Here is a 20,175-nt window from a genome sequence, read left to right as displayed (position 1 = left end):
ATATATAATATAATCTACGTTTTTTGAAATAAGAAACTTTGAAGAAAAAAGAGTCTCGCACACTCTTTTTTCTTTATGATGAGAGAGTATGATTGGTTTACATAACTATGAATTTGGCTTGAACAATACGGTAATGGTTCGTTCATATTGAATGCGACAACTACTCTATCAACAATTATAACGCTAATGCTGCAATTATAATAGGATAATCTTCCATGGTTTATTTTAGCAGAGGGGATTTTTTCGACTTTGTAACATTACTGTAAGGATATTGAAATAAAAAATCCCTGGTTGATCGTGTATAATTTTTCCTAGATGTTAACAAACAGGGGGACGAAATGTTGAAGAAAGTCATTTTAGCCGCTTTTATCTTAGTAGGAAGTACTTTGGGAGCTTTCAGTTTTTCAGCAGATGCCAGTGCAAAACATGTGAACGGAAATATTACTTGGTATAACGGAGTTGGGAAAAAAGGCTCTTCAGGTAAAAAACTTGGACATTGGGACTGTGCGACAAAGATCGGATTTGACGTACCTAGAAATGGGACAAAAATCAGAGCTTATGCTAAAGCGAAGCCTAAAAAGGTGATTACGGTTTATAAAAATGATGTTGGCAGAATGCCTCATGCAGTGCTGGATGTAAGCCCTAAAGCGTTTAAAGCGCTGGGATACCCATTAAGCAAAGGAAAAGTAGCGGGACATTACAGCTATTAATACATAGTTTAAATCTAAAGCAAGAAGTCGCATTCTTGCTTTTTCTATTGGTGGAGATAAGAGATGAAAAAAGGAATCGTTTTATTGGCAATCGTCGTTGTTTTGGCGGCAGCTGGGGGTTTTATGTTTTATTCTTTTAAAGATAAAGGCAGTGAGAGTGCCGCCGATGTTTCCGTGAACACGGAGAACAGTGAGAAGCTTCTGGTTTCGATTACCGATACCGATCTTCTGACGAAGTATTATGAAAATGATAAGGTGATCCACGAGGCGAAGCTGACCAGCTATCCGGCATTTGCCTTGGACCAAGAGCAGCAGGCGCTCTATTATACAAGCAATAACGATCAAAATGAGATGAGGCTTTTTAAGCTTGATCTTAAGTATGATAAGAAAACTATGCTTTATAAAGGTCCGGAAAGCGCGGACAGCTTGTTTTTATCAAAGGATCGCTCAAAAATCTATTTTCGTTTAGGAAAAGCGGACGAAAGCAATTTTCGTATCGCATCCTTTGATTTGAAAACGAAGAAGTACAAAAACCTGTATCCTGCCGCTAATGACCAGGATGACAGCGTCAGCAGCTTCTTTTATAACCAAAAAACAGATTCATTTGCATTGCTTCATTATTCTGTAGAAGAAGATTACAAAAAAACGGATGAAGCCAATGAGAAGGGAATCGATCCTGAACCGACAAAGATTCATTTTTCGGCCGGTCATGAAAGCGGCCTTCATGAGCTTAAGAGCCTGGAGCAGTTTATCAGTGATATTGCTGTTTCTGATGACGATAAACGTATTCTGTTTACGTCATATACACAAAAAGGAACGGAGCAAACGGCTTCTATTCAAATGCTGAATGCAGACACGAAAACCTATGAAAAAATCATTTCAAATCAGAAAACATTTAAGCTGTTAATTGACGCGCAGCCGCAGTTCTCCAAGGACGGAAAGAAGATTTATTTCCTTGCCGAAGCCAAGGGGGCTAAAAAGCTGAAGGACGAAACAGGGCGTGAAGCCAAGGTTCGGACAATTTATTCTTATGACCTTGACACGAAGACGTTCAAAAAAGTATGGGAAAATCCGAATGGCATCATCAACAGCTTTTCTGTCATCAACTGAAAAAATCACTCAGCAAATGCTGAGTGATTTTTTAATGGACGAGGTGCAGGGCAAATGATCCGAGCCATTTAAAGAAACGGATGATCGGTATTGACCAATTCATAAGTTCCGCACATGAGTTAATAGCCAAATTCAACTTCTTAGCTGAAGCTCGTTTCTTCAGGTCAGCCTGCTGTTGGTTTTTGATCACATCATCACCCCTAATATCCATATTATACCATAACGGAAAGTGAAAAAGCCCGAAACGTTTACAGTTTTGGGCTTCATTATCTCGGCCTCTCGTCAAATTGGGAGGCCGTGTTATTGGATATAAAATTCGTATCTCTGATCGAGGATTGTTTGCTGATAGAGACTGCTTTTAAAAAAGGGAAGAGCTAACTTGTTTTCGTTTGGCTGTTGTTTTGGAGATTCACTAATGAACGGATGCCGTCGACCATTTTACTTCCGCACAAAGGGCACAATGGCGTGTCACTGCTGGCGAAGTTTTTTCTGGTCCAGCCGTTGCAGTCTTCTTTTGTGCATTCCCAAGTACTCACATCTTCCTTTGGCAGCGGTTCTTGATTTCGTTTGTTATAGTAAGACATAAAGTCACTTCTTCCCTCATGTATTTTACTGCACATTTCTTATTGTCTCATACTTTGCCCTAATCTCCTAATTCCTTTTTCTTTATGACTTTCCAATCTGCTCATCTAAAAAGGACAGGAGCGTACTGTTGAAAGCATCCGGTTCTTCTAAAAACGGACAATGGCTGCTCTTAGAAAATGTAACGAGTTTTGCGTTTGGAATATGTTCACGCAGGTGTTCTCCGGCTTCTATTGAGAAAAATTTGCGGTCTTCTCCGAAGCATAACAATGTCGGCACATGAACGTTTTGAATGGTTTCGCGATAATCAGCTGCCGTTTGATTAAATAAAATCGTGCTTGAAATGGCTGCCGGCTGTTTCAGAATTTCGGCAAGCATCCATTCTGTTTCTGTTGATGCTGGCGGCTCTGCGAACATATTATTGATGAAGCTTTTGTAGAATGAAAGCGGCTCAGTTTGAATAGCGTGCATCGCTGTTTTCAAGCCGTCAAAGTCAAACGGGCCGTGTCCCCAGCCGTCCCATTGGTAGTCGGAAGCCGATTGATCGACGATAACAGCGGCTCGTATGTTATCATTCCCAAATTGATTGATATAATCCCATACCACGAAAGCGCCCATTGACCAGCCAACAAGGACGGCAGGATCAAGCTCCATCGCACACATAAATTCCTTGATATCACGGGCGTATTGGGAAATGGTGTGTCCATGAAGAACTTTGTCGGATTCGCCGTGCCCTCTAAGGTCGAGACGAATACATTGATAATTGGCAGATAGCGCTGAAAGTTGTTTGTGGAAAAATTGTCCGCTCATAAGCACGCCGTGTATAAATAGGATCGGTGTCCCGCTCCCGTGAGTTTCGTAGTATAGGCGGGTCTGATCTTCTAATGTGATATATGGCATGTTTTCTCCTCCTTTAGTTTCCGTCATGTGAATGAATGGCTGATGAACTGATGATCACAGCTGTCGCGGCTGCCTGCTGTGCTTGGATGGCCGTTTCAATTGCTGTGTATAGGCCTGATTCCATCAGCAGATTTTTCTCAATATACTCGCTGAGATATAAGCTGACAGCAATTTTGAAGTTCATATCCTTTTCCCATTTAAATGCTTTTTCTTGGTTCAGCTCATGAGTGATGCCTAAAACGGTTTTGATGTCCGGCTCTTCCAAGAATGTGAGAAGGGCAAGATCGGGATAATGAAAATCTTTTGGCTTTTTATGAGATTCAGTAATGGATTGAAAGATCAGTTTGCATTGGGAAACAAGGGTTTCAGGGTCTTTTTCACTTTGCAGGGCAAGAATATGACTGACGTGTTGTAAGTATTGGCCTTTTTTAAAGCCGTTAGCGGACAGCAGCTGATAACATGTTTCTGCCTTGTTCAGCGCCCGCAAACCATTTTCGTTTTGGGCAAGCAATACGGCAAGCGGAACATTTTGAGTTGAAGTGAGGAAATAGTGATTTTTCTTCATCTGCTGATAAACAGAGAGCCCCATGTTCATCTGTTCTCTTTGGTTTATCGTTTCGGTCTTGCCGGTGAGCATGATCAGAGCGGAAAGGTACGTGAAAATATCCCGTTTATATCCAAGCTTCACCATTTGGCTGTACACATCGATGAAAGTAAGAAACGCTTGCTTCGCCTCATGCTGAAAATGAATATCCAGAATTGAAGCGACAGTAAAGCGGTGGTGAGAATTGAGTGTTGAGAAGCTGCCGATGTTTGATTTTATATAGCTGCTTAAATCGTAAAAGCGCTGAAAATCAAAATCTCTTTTATTCACAATATATGCAGAGGAGATGAGCATTAATATCTGATTATGAGCAACTTTCCACTTTAATTTTGATTTTAATTTGTCATAAATTGAAATGTATTGATTTGTTTTATCTTTGAGATCGTTTGCCAGCATAAAAAGCCGCTCCTTTCTTCGCTGTTTCTAAGTTATACGATTTATGGAAGAAAAAAGTTTCATAGATAAAAAAACCTGCCTGCAGCAGGCAAGTTTTATGGGACTTATTTATGGGGGTCAATCACATCCATCGGTCTCATCATGTCATAGTCTTCATGCTCAAGAATGTGGCAATGCCATACGTACCGCCCAGTGTATGGCCCGAATGTTACGGCGATTCTCAGAACTTCACCGGCGTGGGACTGAACCGTGTCTTTCCAGCCTTTTTCACTTGGTGGCGGCGGAACGGCGGGTCCGGTGTAGGCCAGTTCTCCGCGCTCTTCAAAACGGGCTGTATCAAATGGGCGCCGGTCCAATACACGGAAGGAGACCAAATGAAGATGGATCGGATGTGTTCCGCGAGTCGGGTTGATAATCGACCATATTTCGGTAGAACCGGCTTTCGGTGCTTCAGTGACAGGATCGTGCCAGCGTTTGTTGTTAAGAAGAAGGACGGGTCTGCCGTATTGGTCTTGAGTGCCTGCCAGCTTCAATGTTCGGAGGTTTTGTATTCTTTCATGCTGTACCGAAGGGTAAGATGCCAGGTATTTTGGCTTTCTGCTTTCGTCTTTTTGGGCTAACGGTTTTGTGACTCTGAATTGCATGATGTTTGCGTCTGTTTCCGGATTAACGTCGCCGCCGCAGCCCTCGCTGTTTGCTAAAATGATCGATTGTCCTTCAAACGCGGCGAAGTCAATGAGAATATCAAAGCGCTCAGCCGGCGCAATACTGAAGGAGTTTAGCTTGACGGAGCGCGGCAAAAGTCCGCCATCAGAACCGATCTGGATAAATTCTCCGCCATTATCAAGTGACAGGTTATATGTTCTCGTATTAGAGGCATTGATGACGCGGAAGCGGTATTTTCTCGGTTCGACCTCCATGTATGGCCATGCCTTCCCGTTGACGAGAATCGTATCTCCGCAAAAGGCTGGAACGATTGACGGATTAGGCAGTGACGGTGAAGGGTTTTCCGGTCCGCTCGGATAAAATAAAGAGCCATCTTCATTAATCGTACGGTCCGTGATCAAAAGCGGCACATCGTATTCACCTGATGGGAGCTTTAGGCGTTTTTCCTTTGGTTCATGGATGATATAAGCACCGATGAGCCCGGCATACACATTCAGCCTCGTGAGCGCCATAGCATGATCGTGATACCATAAAATAGCTCCGCGCTGCTGATTTGGATAATGGTAAACCTCTCGTTTAAAATAAGGGCCTGTTTGTTCAAAGTCTTTAGAAAACCAGGCCTCAGGATAACCGTCGCTGTCATCTGGAGTGACGCCGCCGTGTAAATGAACGACGGTTTTCACCTCGGGTTCGGCATGCTGGCTGTCACTGTGATGAATGGTGTGATCAATCGGAAGAAAATGCTCTGAAGGAAGGTTATTCATCCATTTCACATAAACGTTTTCATTTCTTTTGGCCTTAATGGTGGGACCGGGGAATAAACCGTTATAGCCCCACAAGCGGGTTGGAGGGAGATCGCGGTGAAGCTGATGGTAGCATTCCTCCATGGTTACTTCGTAGTATGTGCTATCTTTTGACTGCTGTACCGGCTTTAGTGTATCTGGGATTGGGAGAGCATCCGCAAATTTTTCAAGTGTCATTTTCATCTGTCCTTATCTAAATATTCCCTAATTGGTACTATAGTTAATGACATTAAGGACGTGAAGGTGACAAAAAAATCCTGCCGTTAAGGCAGGATATCGGGCTGCTGCTGAGTGACCGGTTTGGCTGATGCTTTTTCAGTCACCTTGCGTTTTCTGAACACAAGATAAGAAAGCAATACAATGCCTGTGATAAAGCCTGTCAGCAGCAGTTCATCTCTCATAGATTCAATAAATGCCATGGATACTAAAATACCGCAGATGGCAATAATGGTCAGGTAGGTTAAGAACGGGAAGAACCACATCTTGATTTTCAATGCTTCCGGGTTTGTTTTTTCGAGGCTTTTTCTCATTCTCAGCTGGGAAACAGCGATAACAAGATAAACGAGCAAGGCGATTGCGCCTGATGAGTTGACTAAAAATAAAAAGACGGTGTCAGGTGAAAAGTAATTCATTACGACCGCGATATAAGAGAAAAATGTTCCGGCGACAATTGCTTGTACGGGAACTCCTTTTTTGCTCAGTTTCATAAAGCGGCGCGGCGCTTCGTTTCTTTCTGCGAGTGAATACAGCATTCTGGATGTGGTGTACAAACCTGAATTCAGGCAAGAAAGTACAGCTGTGAGGACGATAAAGTTCATAATTTGCGCGGCTGCCGGCACTCCAATATGTTCGAGAACAGCGACGAAAGGGCTTTCTAAAATATTCGCTGAGTTCCAAGGCAGAAGCGCAACGACAACGGCGATTGAACCAACGTAAAAGACAATGATGCGCCATACAACGGATCGAGTCGCTTTGGTTACGGATTGGACCGGGTTTGATGTTTCACCGGCAGCAATCGCAACAATTTCCGTTCCCATAAAGGAGAAGATCACGACAACAATTCCGAGTAATACAGAGCCTATGCCTTCCGGGAAAAATCCGCCTTGGCCCGTGATATTTGCGAAACCGACTGGATCACTGCCTGGGGCGAAGCCAAAAATAAATGCAAAACCAACGATTAAGAATGCGATGATTGTAACAACTTTAATGAGGGAGAACCAATATTCAAACTCACCAAATGATTTAACAGAGTAGATGTTTGTCAGTGTGAGTAAAATCGTCAAAATTAAGCTCGTCATCCACAGCGGAATATCGTGGAACCAGTATTGGATAATGCCTGCTCCCGCGATTGCTTCAATAGCGATAACAATAACCCAGAAAAACCAGTAGAGCCAGCCGATTGCAAATCCTGCCCACGGTCCGATAGCGTCATGAGCGTATTGGGAGAATGATCCGCTTGTCGGATTTACAGCCGACATTTCACCAAGCATTCGCATGATAAAGATGACCAATAATCCGGCTAATGCATAAGAGACAATGGCACCGGGCCCGGTCGAGTGAATGACTGAACCGCTGCCAACAAATAATCCGGCTCCGATGACGCCGGCGATAGAAATCATCGTCATATGTCGGGTCTTTAATTCTTTTTTTAATCCTGATTGAGACTGGTTCATATGTTACCTCCTTGAAAATTAGAGTTGTTACTGAATATTATGATAATTGAAACTGTAACATAAATATACATTTTGTCGAAAATTTATGTCAGAAAATATAACAGTTTATTTCAAATTTGTAGGGTTTTGTTTGCTGTTTTGGGAGTGAATATGTTCGAAATAAAAGAAAAAATTTTCCGTCAATTACCCGTTTTTTTGATTTGTTATATTTTTGAAAAAGTGTTGGATGGCTAGAAGTATTGGCATCATTGGATTTGAAACACTTTTTACAAATGAAAATAATTTGCATTGAGTAAAAATTGTTCTATCGTCACTATTTTTCTGTGGTGAGTGAATCATGTTTCTATAGACCCACTGCGGGTCAGCTTTGTATCATAATGATAGGAAAACATGAGCGGAGAGGAGGTTTTTTATGGAGAGATATGATGAACTGAAAAAGGGAGAATCCGGGGCGCTGGTCAGTATTGCCGCGTATCTTGTGCTGTCCGCGATTAAGCTGATCATCGGCTATGTATTTCACTCGGAAGCTCTTACGGCAGACGGGCTAAATAACACAACAGACATTATTGCTTCTGTTGCTGTGCTGATCGGTCTCCGCATCTCTCAAAAGCCTCCTGACGAAGATCATCCATACGGCCACTTTCGGGCGGAAACAATTGCATCACTTATCGCATCGTTTATTATGATGGTTGTCGGCCTGCAAGTGCTTTTCAGCGCCGGTGAATCTATTTTTTCTGTGAAAGAAGAAACACCGGATATGATTGCGGCTTGGACGGCTGCAGGCGGGGCAGTCATGATGCTGATTGTCTATCAGTACAACAAAAGGCTTGCCAAAAAGGTGAACAGCCAAGCGCTGCTTGCGGCGGCGGCTGATAATAAATCGGACGCATTCGTCAGTGTCGGCACGTTTATCGGTATTTTGGCCGCGCAATTCCATCTTGCATGGATTGATACGGTGACTGCGTTTATCATCGGCCTTCTCATTTGCAAAACGGCATGGGATATTTTTAAGGAATCATCGCATTCATTGACTGATGGCTTTGACGTAAAGGACATGTCCGATTATAAACAGACGATCGAAAAAATCTCCGGTGTCAGCCGGTTAAAAGACATCAAGGCGAGATATTTGGGCAGCTCTGTGCACGTAGATGTAGTGGTTGAAGTGTCATCAGAGTTAAATATTACAGAAAGCCATGATATTGCGAATGAAATTGAGCGGAGAATGAAGGAGGAGCATGCGATTGATTATTCGCATGTTCATATGGAGCCTTTGCAAAACAAATAACTGGGTAATGAGAGCTTCCTGTCATGGGAGGCTTTTTTGTTTGAGTGCTCTGTATGTATTGGCAGCAATTTGCTAGAATCGTTTTTTTATACAGGTCGTTTTTTGTGGTAAAGTTAGGTTACTATATGATGATTTTTGTAGATGACTAGGAGGAAGAGAATGTCATACCAAGAAGACCTGCATCCTTTGCTGGGAAAAGCAGTTGAACATATCGATAAAGTAATGGTTGGAAAACGGGACATCGCAAAACTCAGCTTAGCAGCTATTCTTGCTAAAGGACATGTGCTGCTTGAGGATGTGCCGGGCGTAGGGAAAACGATGATGGTTCGCGCTCTGGCGAAATCGATCGGCGCAGATTTTAAACGAATTCAATTCACACCGGATTTGCTGCCCTCCGATGTAACGGGTGTTTCTATTTATAATGCGAAAACAATGGAGTTCGAATACCGGCCGGGCCCGATTATGGGGAATATCGTGCTGGCTGACGAAATCAACCGAACATCCCCTAAGACACAGTCTGCCTTGCTTGAAGCGATGGAAGAGGGAAGCGTCACGGTAGATGGCAACACAATGCCGCTTGCCGCTCCATTTTTTGTTATGGCCACGCAAAACCCTGTGGAATATGAAGGGACATATCCTTTGCCGGAAGCCCAGCTTGACCGTTTTTTATTTAAACTTCGCATGGGCTATCCGTCCTTTGAAGAGGAATTGGATGTCTTATCTCTTCAGGAAAAAAGCCATCCGATTGAGACACTCGAGCCTGTGATTTCAAAAGAAGATTTCATCCGCCTGCAGAGAGAAGTGCAGGATGTCCGTGCTGATGACAGCATGAAGGAATATATTGTCGAAATCGTGCAAAAGACGAGACAGCATGCCTCTGTTCACTTAGGCGTCAGTCCGCGCGGATCCATCGCTCTCATGAAAGCGGCCCAGGCATTTGCGCTGCTTCATGACCGCGATTATGTCATTCCGGATGATATTCAATATCTTGCCCCTTATACGCTGCCGCACCGGATGCTCCTGCAGCCGGAAGCAAAATTTGAAGGGATCCAGGCAGAAACAATCATACGGGAGATCATGTCTGGCGTGAAAGTTCCGGTTCAAAGGTCGTCGGTCCGCTGATGAAAAAGAAATTTCAATGGTTGATGTACGGGTGGAAACTGCTCGTATTAACGTTATTGACGGGTGCTGTTTTCTCTTATGCAATGTTTCAGGGCGGCTTTGTCAGCTGGTTTTTGTTTTATTCATTTCTCCCTTTTGTTGTATACGCCGGGCTGCTGGCGATGTACCCGCTCCGCTCTTTTCAGGTGTCGCGGCATATCGTCAAAACGCAATTGTATGCGGGAGACAGGCTGGAAGCTTCGATTACGCTTAAAAGAAAACTGCCGTTTCCCCTGATGTATATGGTGATTGAAGATTGTCTGCCGTCAGGGTTAGAGCCATTAAACGGAGATGAAGCTTTGGCCAAACAGCTGGTGTTCCCATGGTTCAAACGGAGCATCACGATGTCATATCAAATAACGCGAGTACCGCGTGGAGAGCATCATTTTCATGCCGTCAGGGTGCGGACCGGGGATGTCCTCGGACTGATTGAAAAAACGGCGTTTTATGGGGCAGACGATGCGGTGTTTGTTTACCCGTTCTTTCAGCCTCTTCAATATCAGCTGAATGAGCGATATCAGGAAGATGGCGTAAGCGGGGCATCACCTGTTCATCAGCACCATTCTTCTGTCGCAGCGAGTGTAAGGAACTATCAGCCGGGTGACCGTTTTGCGGCGTTAGACTGGAAGACTTCGGCGAGACGGAGCCAGCTGATGACGAAGGAGTTTGAACCGTCGAGAAGCAAAAACCTGTTTCTTCTGATGGACCGTTTTAGCTCTGCCGCATTCGAAGAGGTCGTTTCCGTGACAGCTTCGATTCTTCATTCTGTTTTGAAAAATGGCGCAGGAGCAGGTCTGGCTTCAGTCGGAAAGGAAAGGTCTATTTTTCCGATTCAGGAGGGAGAGCGGCATTTTAAACACATGCTCCATCACTTAGCCGTTTGTGATTGTGATGCTGCTGACCGCGTAAGCCGTTTTGCGGCTGAGGAGCTTGGGAAGCCGTCTGTTCGCCAGGCTGATAAAGTGATTGTCACGGGACAAATCACGGAGGATTTGGTGAAGACGTCAGAAGCAGGGATCGGTCCGGTTACCATTATACTGGCAAAAGAGAAAGACGCCGATCTTTCCCAAGGTGAGCATATGATGATCGAACGCATGCTGAAACACCAAATCAGAGTTCAAATCATGAGAGGCGGCCGAGCTTCGCGTGTTGTTTAGAAAGAGAGGTGACGGTGTACATGCCGCTTGATGACCAGAAGGGAAGCCGTTTGAGCTTGCTGTTATTTTATTTTCTGGCTTTTTTATTGCTGTGGGAGTGGCTCAGGCCGCTGGACCATTTTACAGACACGAAGCATACAGGCTTTTTTATTGTCTTTATCGGCTTGACGTTTCTGCTGACTTTTTTCAGGATGAGGTGGTTTGTCACCGTTCCTTTTTGTGTCTTATTTACATTCATTTCGATACACATTCTGTTTTACCAAGGGTCTATTTTTGACTTAAGCTGGGTCAGCTCTTTTTTACAGGATGTCTATTTGAATATCACGTTTATTCAGACAGGACAATGGGATAATATGATTCCTTCTTTTCGGACCCTGCTGTTTTTTGTGCTGCTGTGGCTGCTGGTCTATCTCCTTCATTACTGGGTGATTTACCAGAGGAGGATCTTATTTTTCTTTATGATGACAGTGGCGTATATTACGATTCTTGATACATTTACGCCTTATGACGCCGCTTACGCTGTTATCCGTATCGTGCTGATTGGCTTCTTTATGCTGGGCCTTCTGTATTTGGAACGCATTAAGCTGATGGAACGAATAACGTTACCGAAAGCGGCTGTTCTGAAATGGTTTCTCCCCCTGTCTGTGCTGATTTTGGCCGCGGTGGGATTTGGGCTTGCCGCGCCGAAATCAGATCCGAATTGGCCGGATCCCGTTCCTTTTCTCAAAAAAGTCACCAATCATGATCGTGTGCCGGCAGGAGAAAGCAAAATCGGATACGGGAATCACGATGAATCGCTTGGCGGTCCGTTTCAGCAGGACGCTACCCCTGTTTTCACGTGGCAGGGAAAAGAGCGCACATATTTCCGCGTGGAAACAAAGGATACGTATACGGGAAAAGGCTGGATTGAAACAGACACGGGCATGTCGTATCAGCTTAGCGGAGGCAACGTTGAAAATCTGTGGTTTGATCATAAGGTTTCCACAGAGCGGAACACTGTACGTGTGAAGGTCGATGAGCATTATGGATATAACCATGTAATGTATCCGATTGGTGCGCAAAATATTAAGCCTAAGCAGGCTGTCTCGCTTGAAATGAACGGGAACACTGAACAAATTTCTCCGATCAGTGAGCAGGCCGGTGATATTCGGAACATGGGCAGTTATACAGTGACGTACAACTCCCCGGTCTATAAACAGGATGAGCTGAAAAAGGTGAAAGTGAGACAAAACAGTGAGGAGTACACATTCAGCGACCGCTATATGCAGCTGCCGGATACTCTGCCTGAGCGGGTGAGAACGCTAGCGATCAAGCTGACTCAGGATCACGATAATATGTTTGATAAGGTCAAAGCTGTTGAGGACTATTTAGGATCAAACGAGTTCACCTATGAAACAGAAAACGTCACCATCCCTAAAGATGATGAAGATTATGTGGATCAATTTCTGTTTGAAACAAAGATGGGCTATTGTGATAACTTTTCGTCCTCGATGGTGGTGCTCCTGCGTTCGGCCGGCATTCCGGCACGCTGGGTAAAAGGATATACGTCAGGTGAATATAAAGAAGCGGGGAACAAAAACGGCAGCATCTATGAAGTGACAAATAACAACGCCCATTCCTGGGTAGAGGTGTATTTTCCAGAGCAGGGATGGGTCACTTTTGAGCCGACAAAAGGGTTCACAAATCCGGCTGAGTTTGCTTCCTCCGATACAAAGGATTCCGGCAGCGAAAGCAGCAGTTCGCCTGAGAAAGCAAAAGAGGAACAGAAAGAAAAGAGAAAACAGCCGGAGAAAGAGCAAAAACAAAAGGAAAAACGTGAGCCTGCCGTTTCCAAAAAAACGCCGTCTGCGCATGCAAGCGTTGGAGCAAGCTGGTATGCCGCCATGGCTGCGGTTCTTTTGACAGCGGTTTTGCTTTATGTTTTCCGTTCGTTATGGCTTCCTGTTTTCACAGTGAGAAAATTGAAGCACCGCAGTGATCAGCATGTGTTTTTTGAGGCATACGGCGCGCTCCTGAAACAGATGAAAAGAAGAGGCCTGCCTAAACGTGACAGCGAAACGCTGCGGGAGTATGCAAAACGAATCAACGAAACATATCATTCTGAAGACATGTTAAAGCTGACAGCAAACTATGAACGGGTGCTGTACAGAAATGACGATTCGGCAAAGCTTTGGAATGATTCCAGAGAGTTATGGGAAAATTTAATTAAAAGAAGATGGTCTTGACCGCTTATCGACGTGTTGTTAGAATTAGTGAATATTATCGGAGTCTGGGAGCGAGTTGCCTGACTCCGGCAAACGGCCTTGCCAAAGAGGGCGGAGCGTGTTTCATATCTGTCCTCGTTTTTTTCTGTGTCAAAAAACTTAGAGGAGATTAGGTGACAACCATGACAAAGTTAGTGAATGAAATGATTCTTGTCCTTGATTTCGGCAGTCAGTACAATCAGCTGATTACACGCCGCATCCGTGAATTTGGTGTATACAGTGAGCTGCATCCGCATACATTGACGGCTGAAGAAATTAAAGAAATGAATCCAAAAGGAATTATTTTATCCGGCGGTCCGAACAGTGTATATGATGAAGGCTCTTTCCGCTGTGACGAGAAAATCTTCGGATTAGATGTTCCTGTATTGGGAATTTGCTACGGCATGCAGCTGATGACTCATTACCTTGGAGGTAAAGTAGAAGCTGCCAGCCAGCGTGAATACGGCAAAGCGAACATCCACATCGAAGGAACACCTGATTTGTTCAAAGATCTTCCGAATGAACAAGTGGTTTGGATGAGCCACGGTGACTTGGTTGTAGAAGTGCCTGAAGGTTTCACTGTTGATGCGACGAGCCATCACTGCCCGAACTCAGCAATGAGCAAAGCGGATAAAAAATGGTACGGTGTTCAGTTCCACCCGGAAGTGCGCCATTCTGAATACGGCAATGACCTTCTGAAAAACTTTGTATTCGGCGTTTGCGAATGCGAAGGCGAATGGTCAATGGAGAACTTTATCGAAATCGAAATGCAAAAAATCCGTGAAACGGTCGGAGACAAACAGGTTCTTTGCGCGCTTAGCGGCGGCGTTGATTCTTCTGTTGTTGCTGTTTTGATTCATAAAGCGATCGGCGACCAGCTGACTTGTATCTTTGTAGACCATGGTCTTCTCCGTAAAGGCGAAGCTGAGGGTGTTATGAAAACATTCAGCGAAGGCTTTAACATGAACGTGATTAAAGTAGACGCACAAGATCGATTCTTAGATAAATTAAAAGGCGTTTCTGATCCTGAGCAAAAACGCAAAATCATCGGTAATGAATTCATTTACGTATTCGATGATGAAGCGGACAAGCTCAAAGGCATCGACTACCTTGCACAAGGTACGCTTTACACAGATATCATCGAGAGCGGTACAGCAACGGCGCAAACGATCAAATCTCACCACAATGTCGGCGGGCTTCCTGAAGACATGCAGTTTGAGCTGATCGAGCCGTTAAACACGCTCTTCAAAGACGAAGTGCGCGCGCTTGGCACAGAGCTCGGCATTCCGGATGAAATCGTGTGGCGCCAGCCGTTCCCAGGACCGGGACTCGGAATCCGCGTTCTTGGCGAAGTAACAGAAGAAAAACTAGAAATCGTTCGTGAATCAGATGCGATTTTGCGTGAAGAAGTTGCTAATCATGGTTTAGAGCGTGATATCTGGCAATACTTCACTGTTCTTCCGGACATCCGCAGCGTTGGTGTTATGGGTGACGCGAGAACATATGATTACACAATCGGAATTCGCGCCGTTACATCAATTGACGGCATGACTTCTGACTGGGCGCGTATCCCGTGGGATGTGCTTGAAGTCATTTCGACACGTATCGTAAACGAAGTAAAGCATATCAACCGCGTGGTGTACGATATTACAAGTAAGCCGCCTGCGACGATTGAGTGGGAATAAGTAAATACCTAAGAAAAACGTCCCTTTATAGGGACTGACCCCATAAGATGAGACAAATAAAAAACACCTTCAAGTTTGAAAACGGATAGTTGTTATCCGAAATAAGACTTGGAGGTGTTTTTTGTATGGGAACAAGAATGAGTTATCCGATTGAAGTCAAACAGAAGGCTGTAGAAATGAGATTGGCAGGCGTGCCTATGAAAGAGATCATGCAGGAATTGAATATCAAGAATAAGACGCAGGTTCAAACATGGGTTAGATGGCATAAAGCTGGAGATACACATCGATTTGAACAGCCTGTTGGTAAGCAATACACTTACGGAAAAGGTCCGGAGTATTCTTCCGAATTAGAGAAACTGCAGGCAGAGAACCGTTATCTGAGACAACAAAATGAAGTTTTAAAAAAGTACAACGAATTGGAAAGGAAGTTGATAGCCAAACGTCAGTCGAACTTGTAGAAGTATTGCACGGCACAATGACCGTACAGAATATCTGTGTTCATTTAGGTATCTCACGAGCGTCTTATTATCGTTGGAAGAAGAACCTGATGAAAGATCATCCCAAGCGCCATTTGGAAAAACAAATCGGCACGTTGTGCCGAGAGCACAAGTATCGATATGGATATCGAAAAATTACAGCTATATTAAAAAAGGGAATGCGTATTAACCATAAAACGGTTCAGCGTATCATGCAGAAAAATCAGTGGCAGTGCCGGGTTAAGGTGAAAAAACGCAAGAAGAATGGGCAGCCATATGCCGTGGTCGATAACATATTGAATCGGAACTTTCAGTCCGATCATCCTCTTGAAAAACTAGTAACGGATATCACGTATTTGCCTTATGGACAGAAACAATTGTACCTTTCCAGTATATTGGATGTATACAATGGAGAAGTAATTGCTTTCACGATTGGAGATAAGCAGGACACAGACTTTGTCTTAAACACACTTGATCAACTGCCAACACTGCCTCAGAACTGCGTGTTACATAGTGACCAAGGATCTGTGTATACATCTTATGAGTATCAGAAAGCTGTTAAAACAAAAGGCATTACCATGAGCATGTCCCGCAAAGGGACGCCCGCTGATAATGCCTCCATCGAATCGTTTCATTCCTCACTAAAGTCTGAAACGTTCTATCTTAACAGCATTAATCGAACCACGACCGCCATCGTAGAACGCACTGTCAAAGAATACATTTATTATTATAACAACATTCGTATTCAAACGAAACTAAACAGCCAATCACCGATAAGCTATCGGCAATTGGCTGTATAAAAGTGTTTTGATCCCTGTCTCAAAAACAGGGGTCAGTCCCATAAAAGGGGCGTTTTTTTGTTAACTTTTTGAAACCGTTTTGGCAGTTCTTATATCTAACAACATAGGAGGTGGATAAGGTGAAGGAAGAAAGATTGATTACAAAGGCGAGAAAAGGAAATACTCGAGCCTTTGAAAAGCTTATGCTGGCACATCAGGAGACTCTATATAAAACAGCCTATCTCTATTTAAGAAATAAAGAAGATGCACTTGATGCTGTACAGGAAACGGCTTATAAAGCTTTTATAGGTATAGAAAAACTAAAAGAGCCAAAGTACTTTTTAACGTGGCTCACCCGAATTCTTATTAATTCAATTTTTGCAATGAAGAAAAAGAAGGGAGAATTGGTTCCGTTTGAAAGCCATCATGACACTGGCACGGACCAAAGGAATATTGAAGAATATATAGACTTGCGCAATGCGCTGGATACACTTGATGAACATGTTCAGTTAACAATTCAGCTCTATTATTTTCAAGATTATTCGATTTCAATGATAGCTGAACAAACAGGAATGGCAGAAGGCACAATTAAAACACATTTACATAGAGCAAGAAAATCACTAAAACAGGAGCTGGAAAAGGAGGATGAAAAAATATGGAAAAACACCAAGTGAAGCAGTTGTATGATGACATAGAAGTGCCAAAGAAAGCACTCAAAAAAGCAATACATCAAGCTGTCGTTCGTGCTGAAAATGAAAGTAACACAAAGCGCCGTTTTAAATGGGGACGAACCATTACAAATGGAATGGCTGTTGCTGCTGTGGTAGGTATACTGTATTTAACGTCCGGTCTTTTTCTGCCTTCTGTAAACAAAGCGATGGGAAGCATACCCATTGTCGGCCAAATTTATAAGGAGTTTCAAGATAAAGTTGGCCTATCATTGTTTAAAAGCAATTTGGTCACAAATCTGAATGAAAAAGCGGAGTCGCGAGGCATTACTATATCTGTGAACAGTTCATACTACGATGCCGGACAGCTTGTCTATAACTTTACTGTTGATAACCTCCAGTCTGATGAAAAAGAGCTCAGCTATAATGTGAGCAAAGCGAGTTTTAACGATAATTTTTCAATCGACTTTGATTCCTTAATGCTCAAAAAATTAAATAACAAACAATACGCTGGTCAATTAAGGCTTTATACAAAAGGAGCCGAAATAAAAAATGGGGATACCACGCCTTTTGTGATTACTCATATCAATGAAATACAGGGGAATTGGAGTTTCAAACTGCCTATTACCAAAAAGAATGCGAGTTATTTAGAAAGCTCAAAAGTGGTATCAGTGCATCACAATCGTTATCAATTTTCCAATATTCAAGTAGAGAACGGAAAGCTCGGTTCTGTCCTTCAATTTACAATAGATTATCAAGGCATAGCAAAGCATGATACGGTTGAAATTAACGAAGTCAAAGATGATTTAGGAAACACATATGAGATGACATCGTCAAACATCGAACTTGGAGACCGCAAAAAAGTAAACGAGAGAACGGTAAGAGCAAAAGGACAAACACTGCTAGAATCACCAATCAATTCAAAAGCGAAAAAGCTAACATTAATAGCAAACATTAAATCTGAGGCAGAGGTCAGTGAAATCGTCCCGCTAAATGCAGAGATGCCATTTCATGTTTCAGAAACAAACCATCAAAACATAGGGATTGAAATCAATAACATTAACCAAAAAGGGAGGAAAGTAATGGTTCATTACCGCTTCACTGGAATTGATACCTCAAGCATGAATGAAAATGATTTAGTGAATATAGGTGAAACGATTGGCCTTGGTGATACGAAAAAAATGCAATCTTGGCCTGATCCAGTGGGTGATTATGAAGAAGGTTATTATTTGAAAACAAATATAGCTAAAGTGAAAAATATGAACACAGCCGAAATGGTATCTACTTTTGAACTGGATGATGATTATAATGATAAGCTGTCTTTAAAGCATTTTGAGTTTAGTGAGTACGGTCTGTATATTGATAACGGCGTTTTAAATCACCTGATTCAACTAAAGCCATTCTCGTTTACTGTACCAGTGCATCAAGTGAGTCAGCCTGCCGAAAAAAAATAATCAAAAGTTGAAAAGCCGTATGTAGTCATGCATACGGTTTTTATCTTTGTTGCCCATTAGTCAATAGACGAATAAACCAATTTTTTTAATAAGTAATGTTCGTTATTTATATTGTCATTTCAAATTGAAGTTGGTACAATAGACTCAGAAATCAAATAAGATGAATTCGTATAATCGCGGGGATATGGCTCGCAAGTTTCTACCAAGCTACCGTAAATGGCTTGACTACGTAAACATTTCTTTCGTTTGATATAAATAAAACAGGTTTATTTATTCAAACTGAAATCCGTCTGTAGTCAAGCGTCCCAAAATGTATTGGGGCGTTTTTTATTTGGCGATTTCAGGGCAGGATAAATAGCAAAGAGTGAAGGGAGTCATATAGCTTGAAAAAGTTTTTTCAGTTTGATGAGCTGGGCACCAGCTATCGCAACGAAATCATCGGCGGATTAACGACCTTTTTATCCATGGCGTATATCCTGTTCGTCAATCCGATTACGCTTGCTTTGGAAAGTGTAAAAGATTTTCCGGAAGCATTGAGAATAGATCAAGGCGCGGTCTTTACGGCGACAGCTTTGGCGTCTGCAGCAGGCTGTATCTTAATGGGATTGATTGCGAGATATCCGATTGCCATTGCGCCCGGTATGGGGCTGAACGCGTTTTTTGCGTTTTCTGTCGTTCTCGGTATGGGGATTTCCTGGCAGGCCGCTTTGTCTGGTGTTTTCATTTCAGGACTGATCTTTGTTGCTCTTTCTTTAACAGGTTTTCGTGAAAAAATCATTAACGCAATTCCGCCTGAGCTGAAATTGGCAGTCGGAGCGGGGATTGGCCTATTTATTACATTTGTCGGCTTGCAGGGCTCAGGAATCATTGCATCGAATCCTTCAACCCTTGTCACAATCGGAAACATTCACAGCGGTCCTGTGCTGTTAACGATTTTCGGTGTCATCGTAACGGTTATTTTGATGGTGCTTCGCGTAAACGCTGGCGTGTTTATCGGGATGCTGTTAACGGCGATTGCCGGGATGATTTTCGGTTTGGTTCCGGTTCCGTCTCAAATCGTCGGAAGTGTGCCGAGCCTTGAATCGACCTTTGGACAAGCTTGGATTCACTTGCCGGATATTTTCTCTGTGCAAATGCTGATCGTCATTTTAACATTCTTGTTTGTCGGATTTTTTGATACGGCTGGTACACTGGTTGCTGTGGCAACACAGGCTGGTTTAATGAAGGAAAACAAATTGCCGCGTGCGGGCCGTGCGCTTTTAGCTGACTCAACTTCCATCGTTATCGGCTCCGTGCTTGGGACGTCTACGACAACGTCTTATGTGGAATCAAGCTCGGGTGTTGCTGCGGGCGCTCGTTCCGGATTTGCGGCAATTGTAACTGGGTTTCTCTTTTTACTCGCTATGTTTTTCTCGCCGCTTCTATCAGTCGTTACGTCAAATGTAACAGCTCCGGCACTGATCATTGTCGGTGCACTAATGGTAGCGCCGCTTGGCAAAATCGCTTGGGATAAGTTCGAAGTGGCGGTTCCCGCTTTCCTTACAATGATCATGATGCCGTTAACGTACAGCATTGCGACCGGGATTGCCATCGGATTTATTTTCTATCCGATTACAATGGTGTGCAAAGGAAAAGCCAAAGAGGTTCATCCGATCATGTACGGACTGTTTGTTGTATTTATTCTTTACTTTATTTTCTTGAAATAATGAATGAAAACCAGCTGCGATGTTGCGGCTGGTTTTTTATTTTGTTGCGAAAGGCAAAACCATTTCATATCATATACCGTCATGTAGATGTGCCGCCATTGTTTACTTAAATGGAAA

Annotated in this window: 17 protein-coding genes and 1 riboswitch; of the genes, 11 read left to right on the top strand and 6 right to left on the bottom strand. The window is 43.3% G+C overall.

The annotated features are described in order from the left end of the window. Nucleotides 1-338: 338 nt before the first annotated feature. Both walM and DIC78_RS06715 read left to right on the top strand, forming a co-directional pair. The gene (walM, locus tag DIC78_RS06720) at nucleotides 339-710 is read left to right on the top strand and encodes a cell wall metabolism protein WalM (protein ID WP_081638245.1); all 372 of its coding nucleotides are present in this window, start codon (nucleotides 339-341) and stop codon (nucleotides 708-710) included. Nucleotides 711-773: 63 nt separating this feature from the next. Next, nucleotides 774-1,820: a PD40 domain-containing protein gene (locus tag DIC78_RS06715; protein ID WP_127695827.1), complete on the top strand. Its 1,047-nt coding sequence runs from the start codon at nucleotides 774-776 to the stop codon at nucleotides 1,818-1,820. 31 nt (nucleotides 1,821-1,851) lie between these two features. Here the strand turns inward: DIC78_RS06715 and DIC78_RS21540 are convergent, their stop codons facing one another. From DIC78_RS21540 to gabP, 6 genes are all read right to left on the bottom strand, one after another. Beyond that, on the bottom strand, nucleotides 1,852-2,010 hold the full coding sequence (locus DIC78_RS21540) for a hypothetical protein (protein ID WP_164848134.1): 159 nt from the start codon (nucleotides 2,008-2,010) through the stop codon (nucleotides 1,852-1,854). Between the two features lie 184 nt (nucleotides 2,011-2,194). Then, nucleotides 2,195-2,404 carry a cold-shock protein gene (locus tag DIC78_RS06710; protein ID WP_003234008.1) on the bottom strand — a complete coding sequence of 70 codons (210 nt, stop codon included), beginning with the start codon at nucleotides 2,402-2,404 and terminating at the stop codon, nucleotides 2,195-2,197. Between the two features lie 82 nt (nucleotides 2,405-2,486). Beyond that, nucleotides 2,487-3,302, bottom strand: coding sequence for an alpha/beta fold hydrolase (locus tag DIC78_RS06705; RefSeq protein WP_127695825.1), 816 nt, complete (start codon nucleotides 3,300-3,302; stop codon nucleotides 2,487-2,489). 13 nt (nucleotides 3,303-3,315) lie between these two features. After that, entirely contained in the window at nucleotides 3,316-4,302 is a 987-nt protein-coding gene (locus DIC78_RS06700) for a DUF4003 family protein (protein WP_127695823.1), read from the bottom strand. A 104-nt stretch (nucleotides 4,303-4,406) separates the two neighbouring features. Further along, entirely contained in the window at nucleotides 4,407-5,948 is a 1,542-nt protein-coding gene (cotA, locus tag DIC78_RS06695; RefSeq protein WP_095714325.1) for an outer spore coat copper-dependent laccase CotA, read from the bottom strand. Between the two features lie 86 nt (nucleotides 5,949-6,034). Further along, a complete protein-coding gene (gene gabP / locus DIC78_RS06690) occupies nucleotides 6,035-7,444 on the bottom strand; it encodes a GABA permease (protein ID WP_059293380.1) in 1,410 nt (469 codons plus the stop codon). A gap of 412 nt (nucleotides 7,445-7,856) precedes the next feature. On the opposite strand from gabP, the gene mneS reads away from it, so the two are divergent. The 9 genes from mneS (at nucleotide 7,857) to pbuG (ending at nucleotide 20,058) form a co-directional block, all read left to right on the top strand. Continuing rightward, on the top strand, nucleotides 7,857-8,729 hold the full coding sequence (gene mneS / locus DIC78_RS06680; protein WP_127695821.1) for a manganese transporter MneS: 873 nt from the start codon (nucleotides 7,857-7,859) through the stop codon (nucleotides 8,727-8,729). A 159-nt stretch (nucleotides 8,730-8,888) separates the two neighbouring features. Further along, nucleotides 8,889-9,851, top strand: a complete 963-nt coding sequence (locus DIC78_RS06675; RefSeq protein WP_024120431.1) for an AAA family ATPase — start codon at nucleotides 8,889-8,891, stop codon at nucleotides 9,849-9,851. Continuing rightward, nucleotides 9,851-11,047 (top strand): DUF58 domain-containing protein, encoded by a 1,197-nt coding sequence (locus DIC78_RS06670; protein ID WP_127695819.1) that lies wholly within the window; start codon nucleotides 9,851-9,853, stop codon nucleotides 11,045-11,047. The genes DIC78_RS06675 and DIC78_RS06670 overlap by 1 nt, the downstream gene beginning before the upstream one ends. A gap of 20 nt (nucleotides 11,048-11,067) precedes the next feature. After that, nucleotides 11,068-13,272, top strand: coding sequence for a DUF4129 domain-containing transglutaminase family protein (locus tag DIC78_RS06665; protein WP_127695817.1), 2,205 nt, complete (start codon nucleotides 11,068-11,070; stop codon nucleotides 13,270-13,272). 161 nt (nucleotides 13,273-13,433) lie between these two features. Continuing rightward, nucleotides 13,434-14,975 (top strand): glutamine-hydrolyzing GMP synthase, encoded by a 1,542-nt coding sequence (gene guaA / locus DIC78_RS06660; protein ID WP_127695815.1) that lies wholly within the window; start codon nucleotides 13,434-13,436, stop codon nucleotides 14,973-14,975. Nucleotides 14,976-15,100: 125 nt separating this feature from the next. Then, a protein-coding gene (locus DIC78_RS06655) for an IS3 family transposase (protein WP_127695632.1) occupies nucleotides 15,101-16,251 on the top strand; the annotation gives its coding sequence in 2 pieces (ribosomal slippage) (nucleotides 15,101-15,374 and nucleotides 15,374-16,251; 1,152 coding nt in all). A gap of 119 nt (nucleotides 16,252-16,370) precedes the next feature. Further along, nucleotides 16,371-16,904: a sigma-70 family RNA polymerase sigma factor gene (locus tag DIC78_RS06650; protein ID WP_127695813.1), complete on the top strand. Its 534-nt coding sequence runs from the start codon at nucleotides 16,371-16,373 to the stop codon at nucleotides 16,902-16,904. Next, the gene (locus DIC78_RS06645; protein ID WP_127695811.1) at nucleotides 16,886-18,352 is read left to right on the top strand and encodes a DUF4179 domain-containing protein; all 1,467 of its coding nucleotides are present in this window, start codon (nucleotides 16,886-16,888) and stop codon (nucleotides 18,350-18,352) included. Before DIC78_RS06650 ends, DIC78_RS06645 begins: the two co-directional genes overlap by 19 nt. A gap of 146 nt (nucleotides 18,353-18,498) precedes the next feature. Beyond that, nucleotides 18,499-18,600, top strand: a riboswitch (purine riboswitch). 135 nt (nucleotides 18,601-18,735) lie between these two features. After that, a complete protein-coding gene (gene pbuG, locus DIC78_RS06640) occupies nucleotides 18,736-20,058 on the top strand; it encodes a hypoxanthine/guanine permease PbuG (protein ID WP_024120435.1) in 1,323 nt (440 codons plus the stop codon). The last annotated feature ends 117 nt before the right edge of the window (nucleotides 20,059-20,175 follow it).

Source organism: Bacillus halotolerans, assembly GCF_004006435.1.
Lineage (GTDB): Bacteria > Bacillota > Bacilli > Bacillales > Bacillaceae > Bacillus > Bacillus halotolerans.
Note: the sequence above shows the minus strand (reverse complement) of the source record. Positions and strands in the feature narration are given on the sequence as shown.

Bases quoted from the DNA above. Each gene is read 5' to 3' on its own strand.
- DIC78_RS06670 (WP_127695819.1), top strand. From the start codon at position 9,851: ATGAAAAAGAAATTTCAATGGTTGATGTACGGGTGGAAACTGCTCGTA.
- DIC78_RS06705 (WP_127695825.1), bottom strand. From the start codon at position 3,302: ATGCCATATATCACATTAGAAGATCAGACCCGCCTATACTACGAAACT.
- cotA (WP_095714325.1), bottom strand. From the start codon at position 5,948: ATGACACTTGAAAAATTTGCGGATGCTCTCCCAATCCCAGATACACTA.
- DIC78_RS06645 (WP_127695811.1), top strand. From the start codon at position 16,886: ATGGAAAAACACCAAGTGAAGCAGTTGTATGATGACATAGAAGTGCCA.
- gabP (WP_059293380.1), bottom strand. From the start codon at position 7,444: ATGAACCAGTCTCAATCAGGATTAAAAAAAGAATTAAAGACCCGACAT.
- DIC78_RS06700 (WP_127695823.1), bottom strand. From the start codon at position 4,302: ATGCTGGCAAACGATCTCAAAGATAAAACAAATCAATACATTTCAATT.
- walM (WP_081638245.1), top strand. From the start codon at position 339: ATGTTGAAGAAAGTCATTTTAGCCGCTTTTATCTTAGTAGGAAGTACT.
- DIC78_RS06675 (WP_024120431.1), top strand. From the start codon at position 8,889: ATGTCATACCAAGAAGACCTGCATCCTTTGCTGGGAAAAGCAGTTGAA.
- guaA (WP_127695815.1), top strand. From the start codon at position 13,434: ATGACAAAGTTAGTGAATGAAATGATTCTTGTCCTTGATTTCGGCAGT.
- DIC78_RS06715 (WP_127695827.1), top strand. From the start codon at position 774: ATGAAAAAAGGAATCGTTTTATTGGCAATCGTCGTTGTTTTGGCGGCA.
- DIC78_RS06665 (WP_127695817.1), top strand. From the start codon at position 11,068: ATGCCGCTTGATGACCAGAAGGGAAGCCGTTTGAGCTTGCTGTTATTT.
- DIC78_RS06710 (WP_003234008.1), bottom strand. From the start codon at position 2,404: ATGTCTTACTATAACAAACGAAATCAAGAACCGCTGCCAAAGGAAGAT.
- mneS (WP_127695821.1), top strand. From the start codon at position 7,857: ATGGAGAGATATGATGAACTGAAAAAGGGAGAATCCGGGGCGCTGGTC.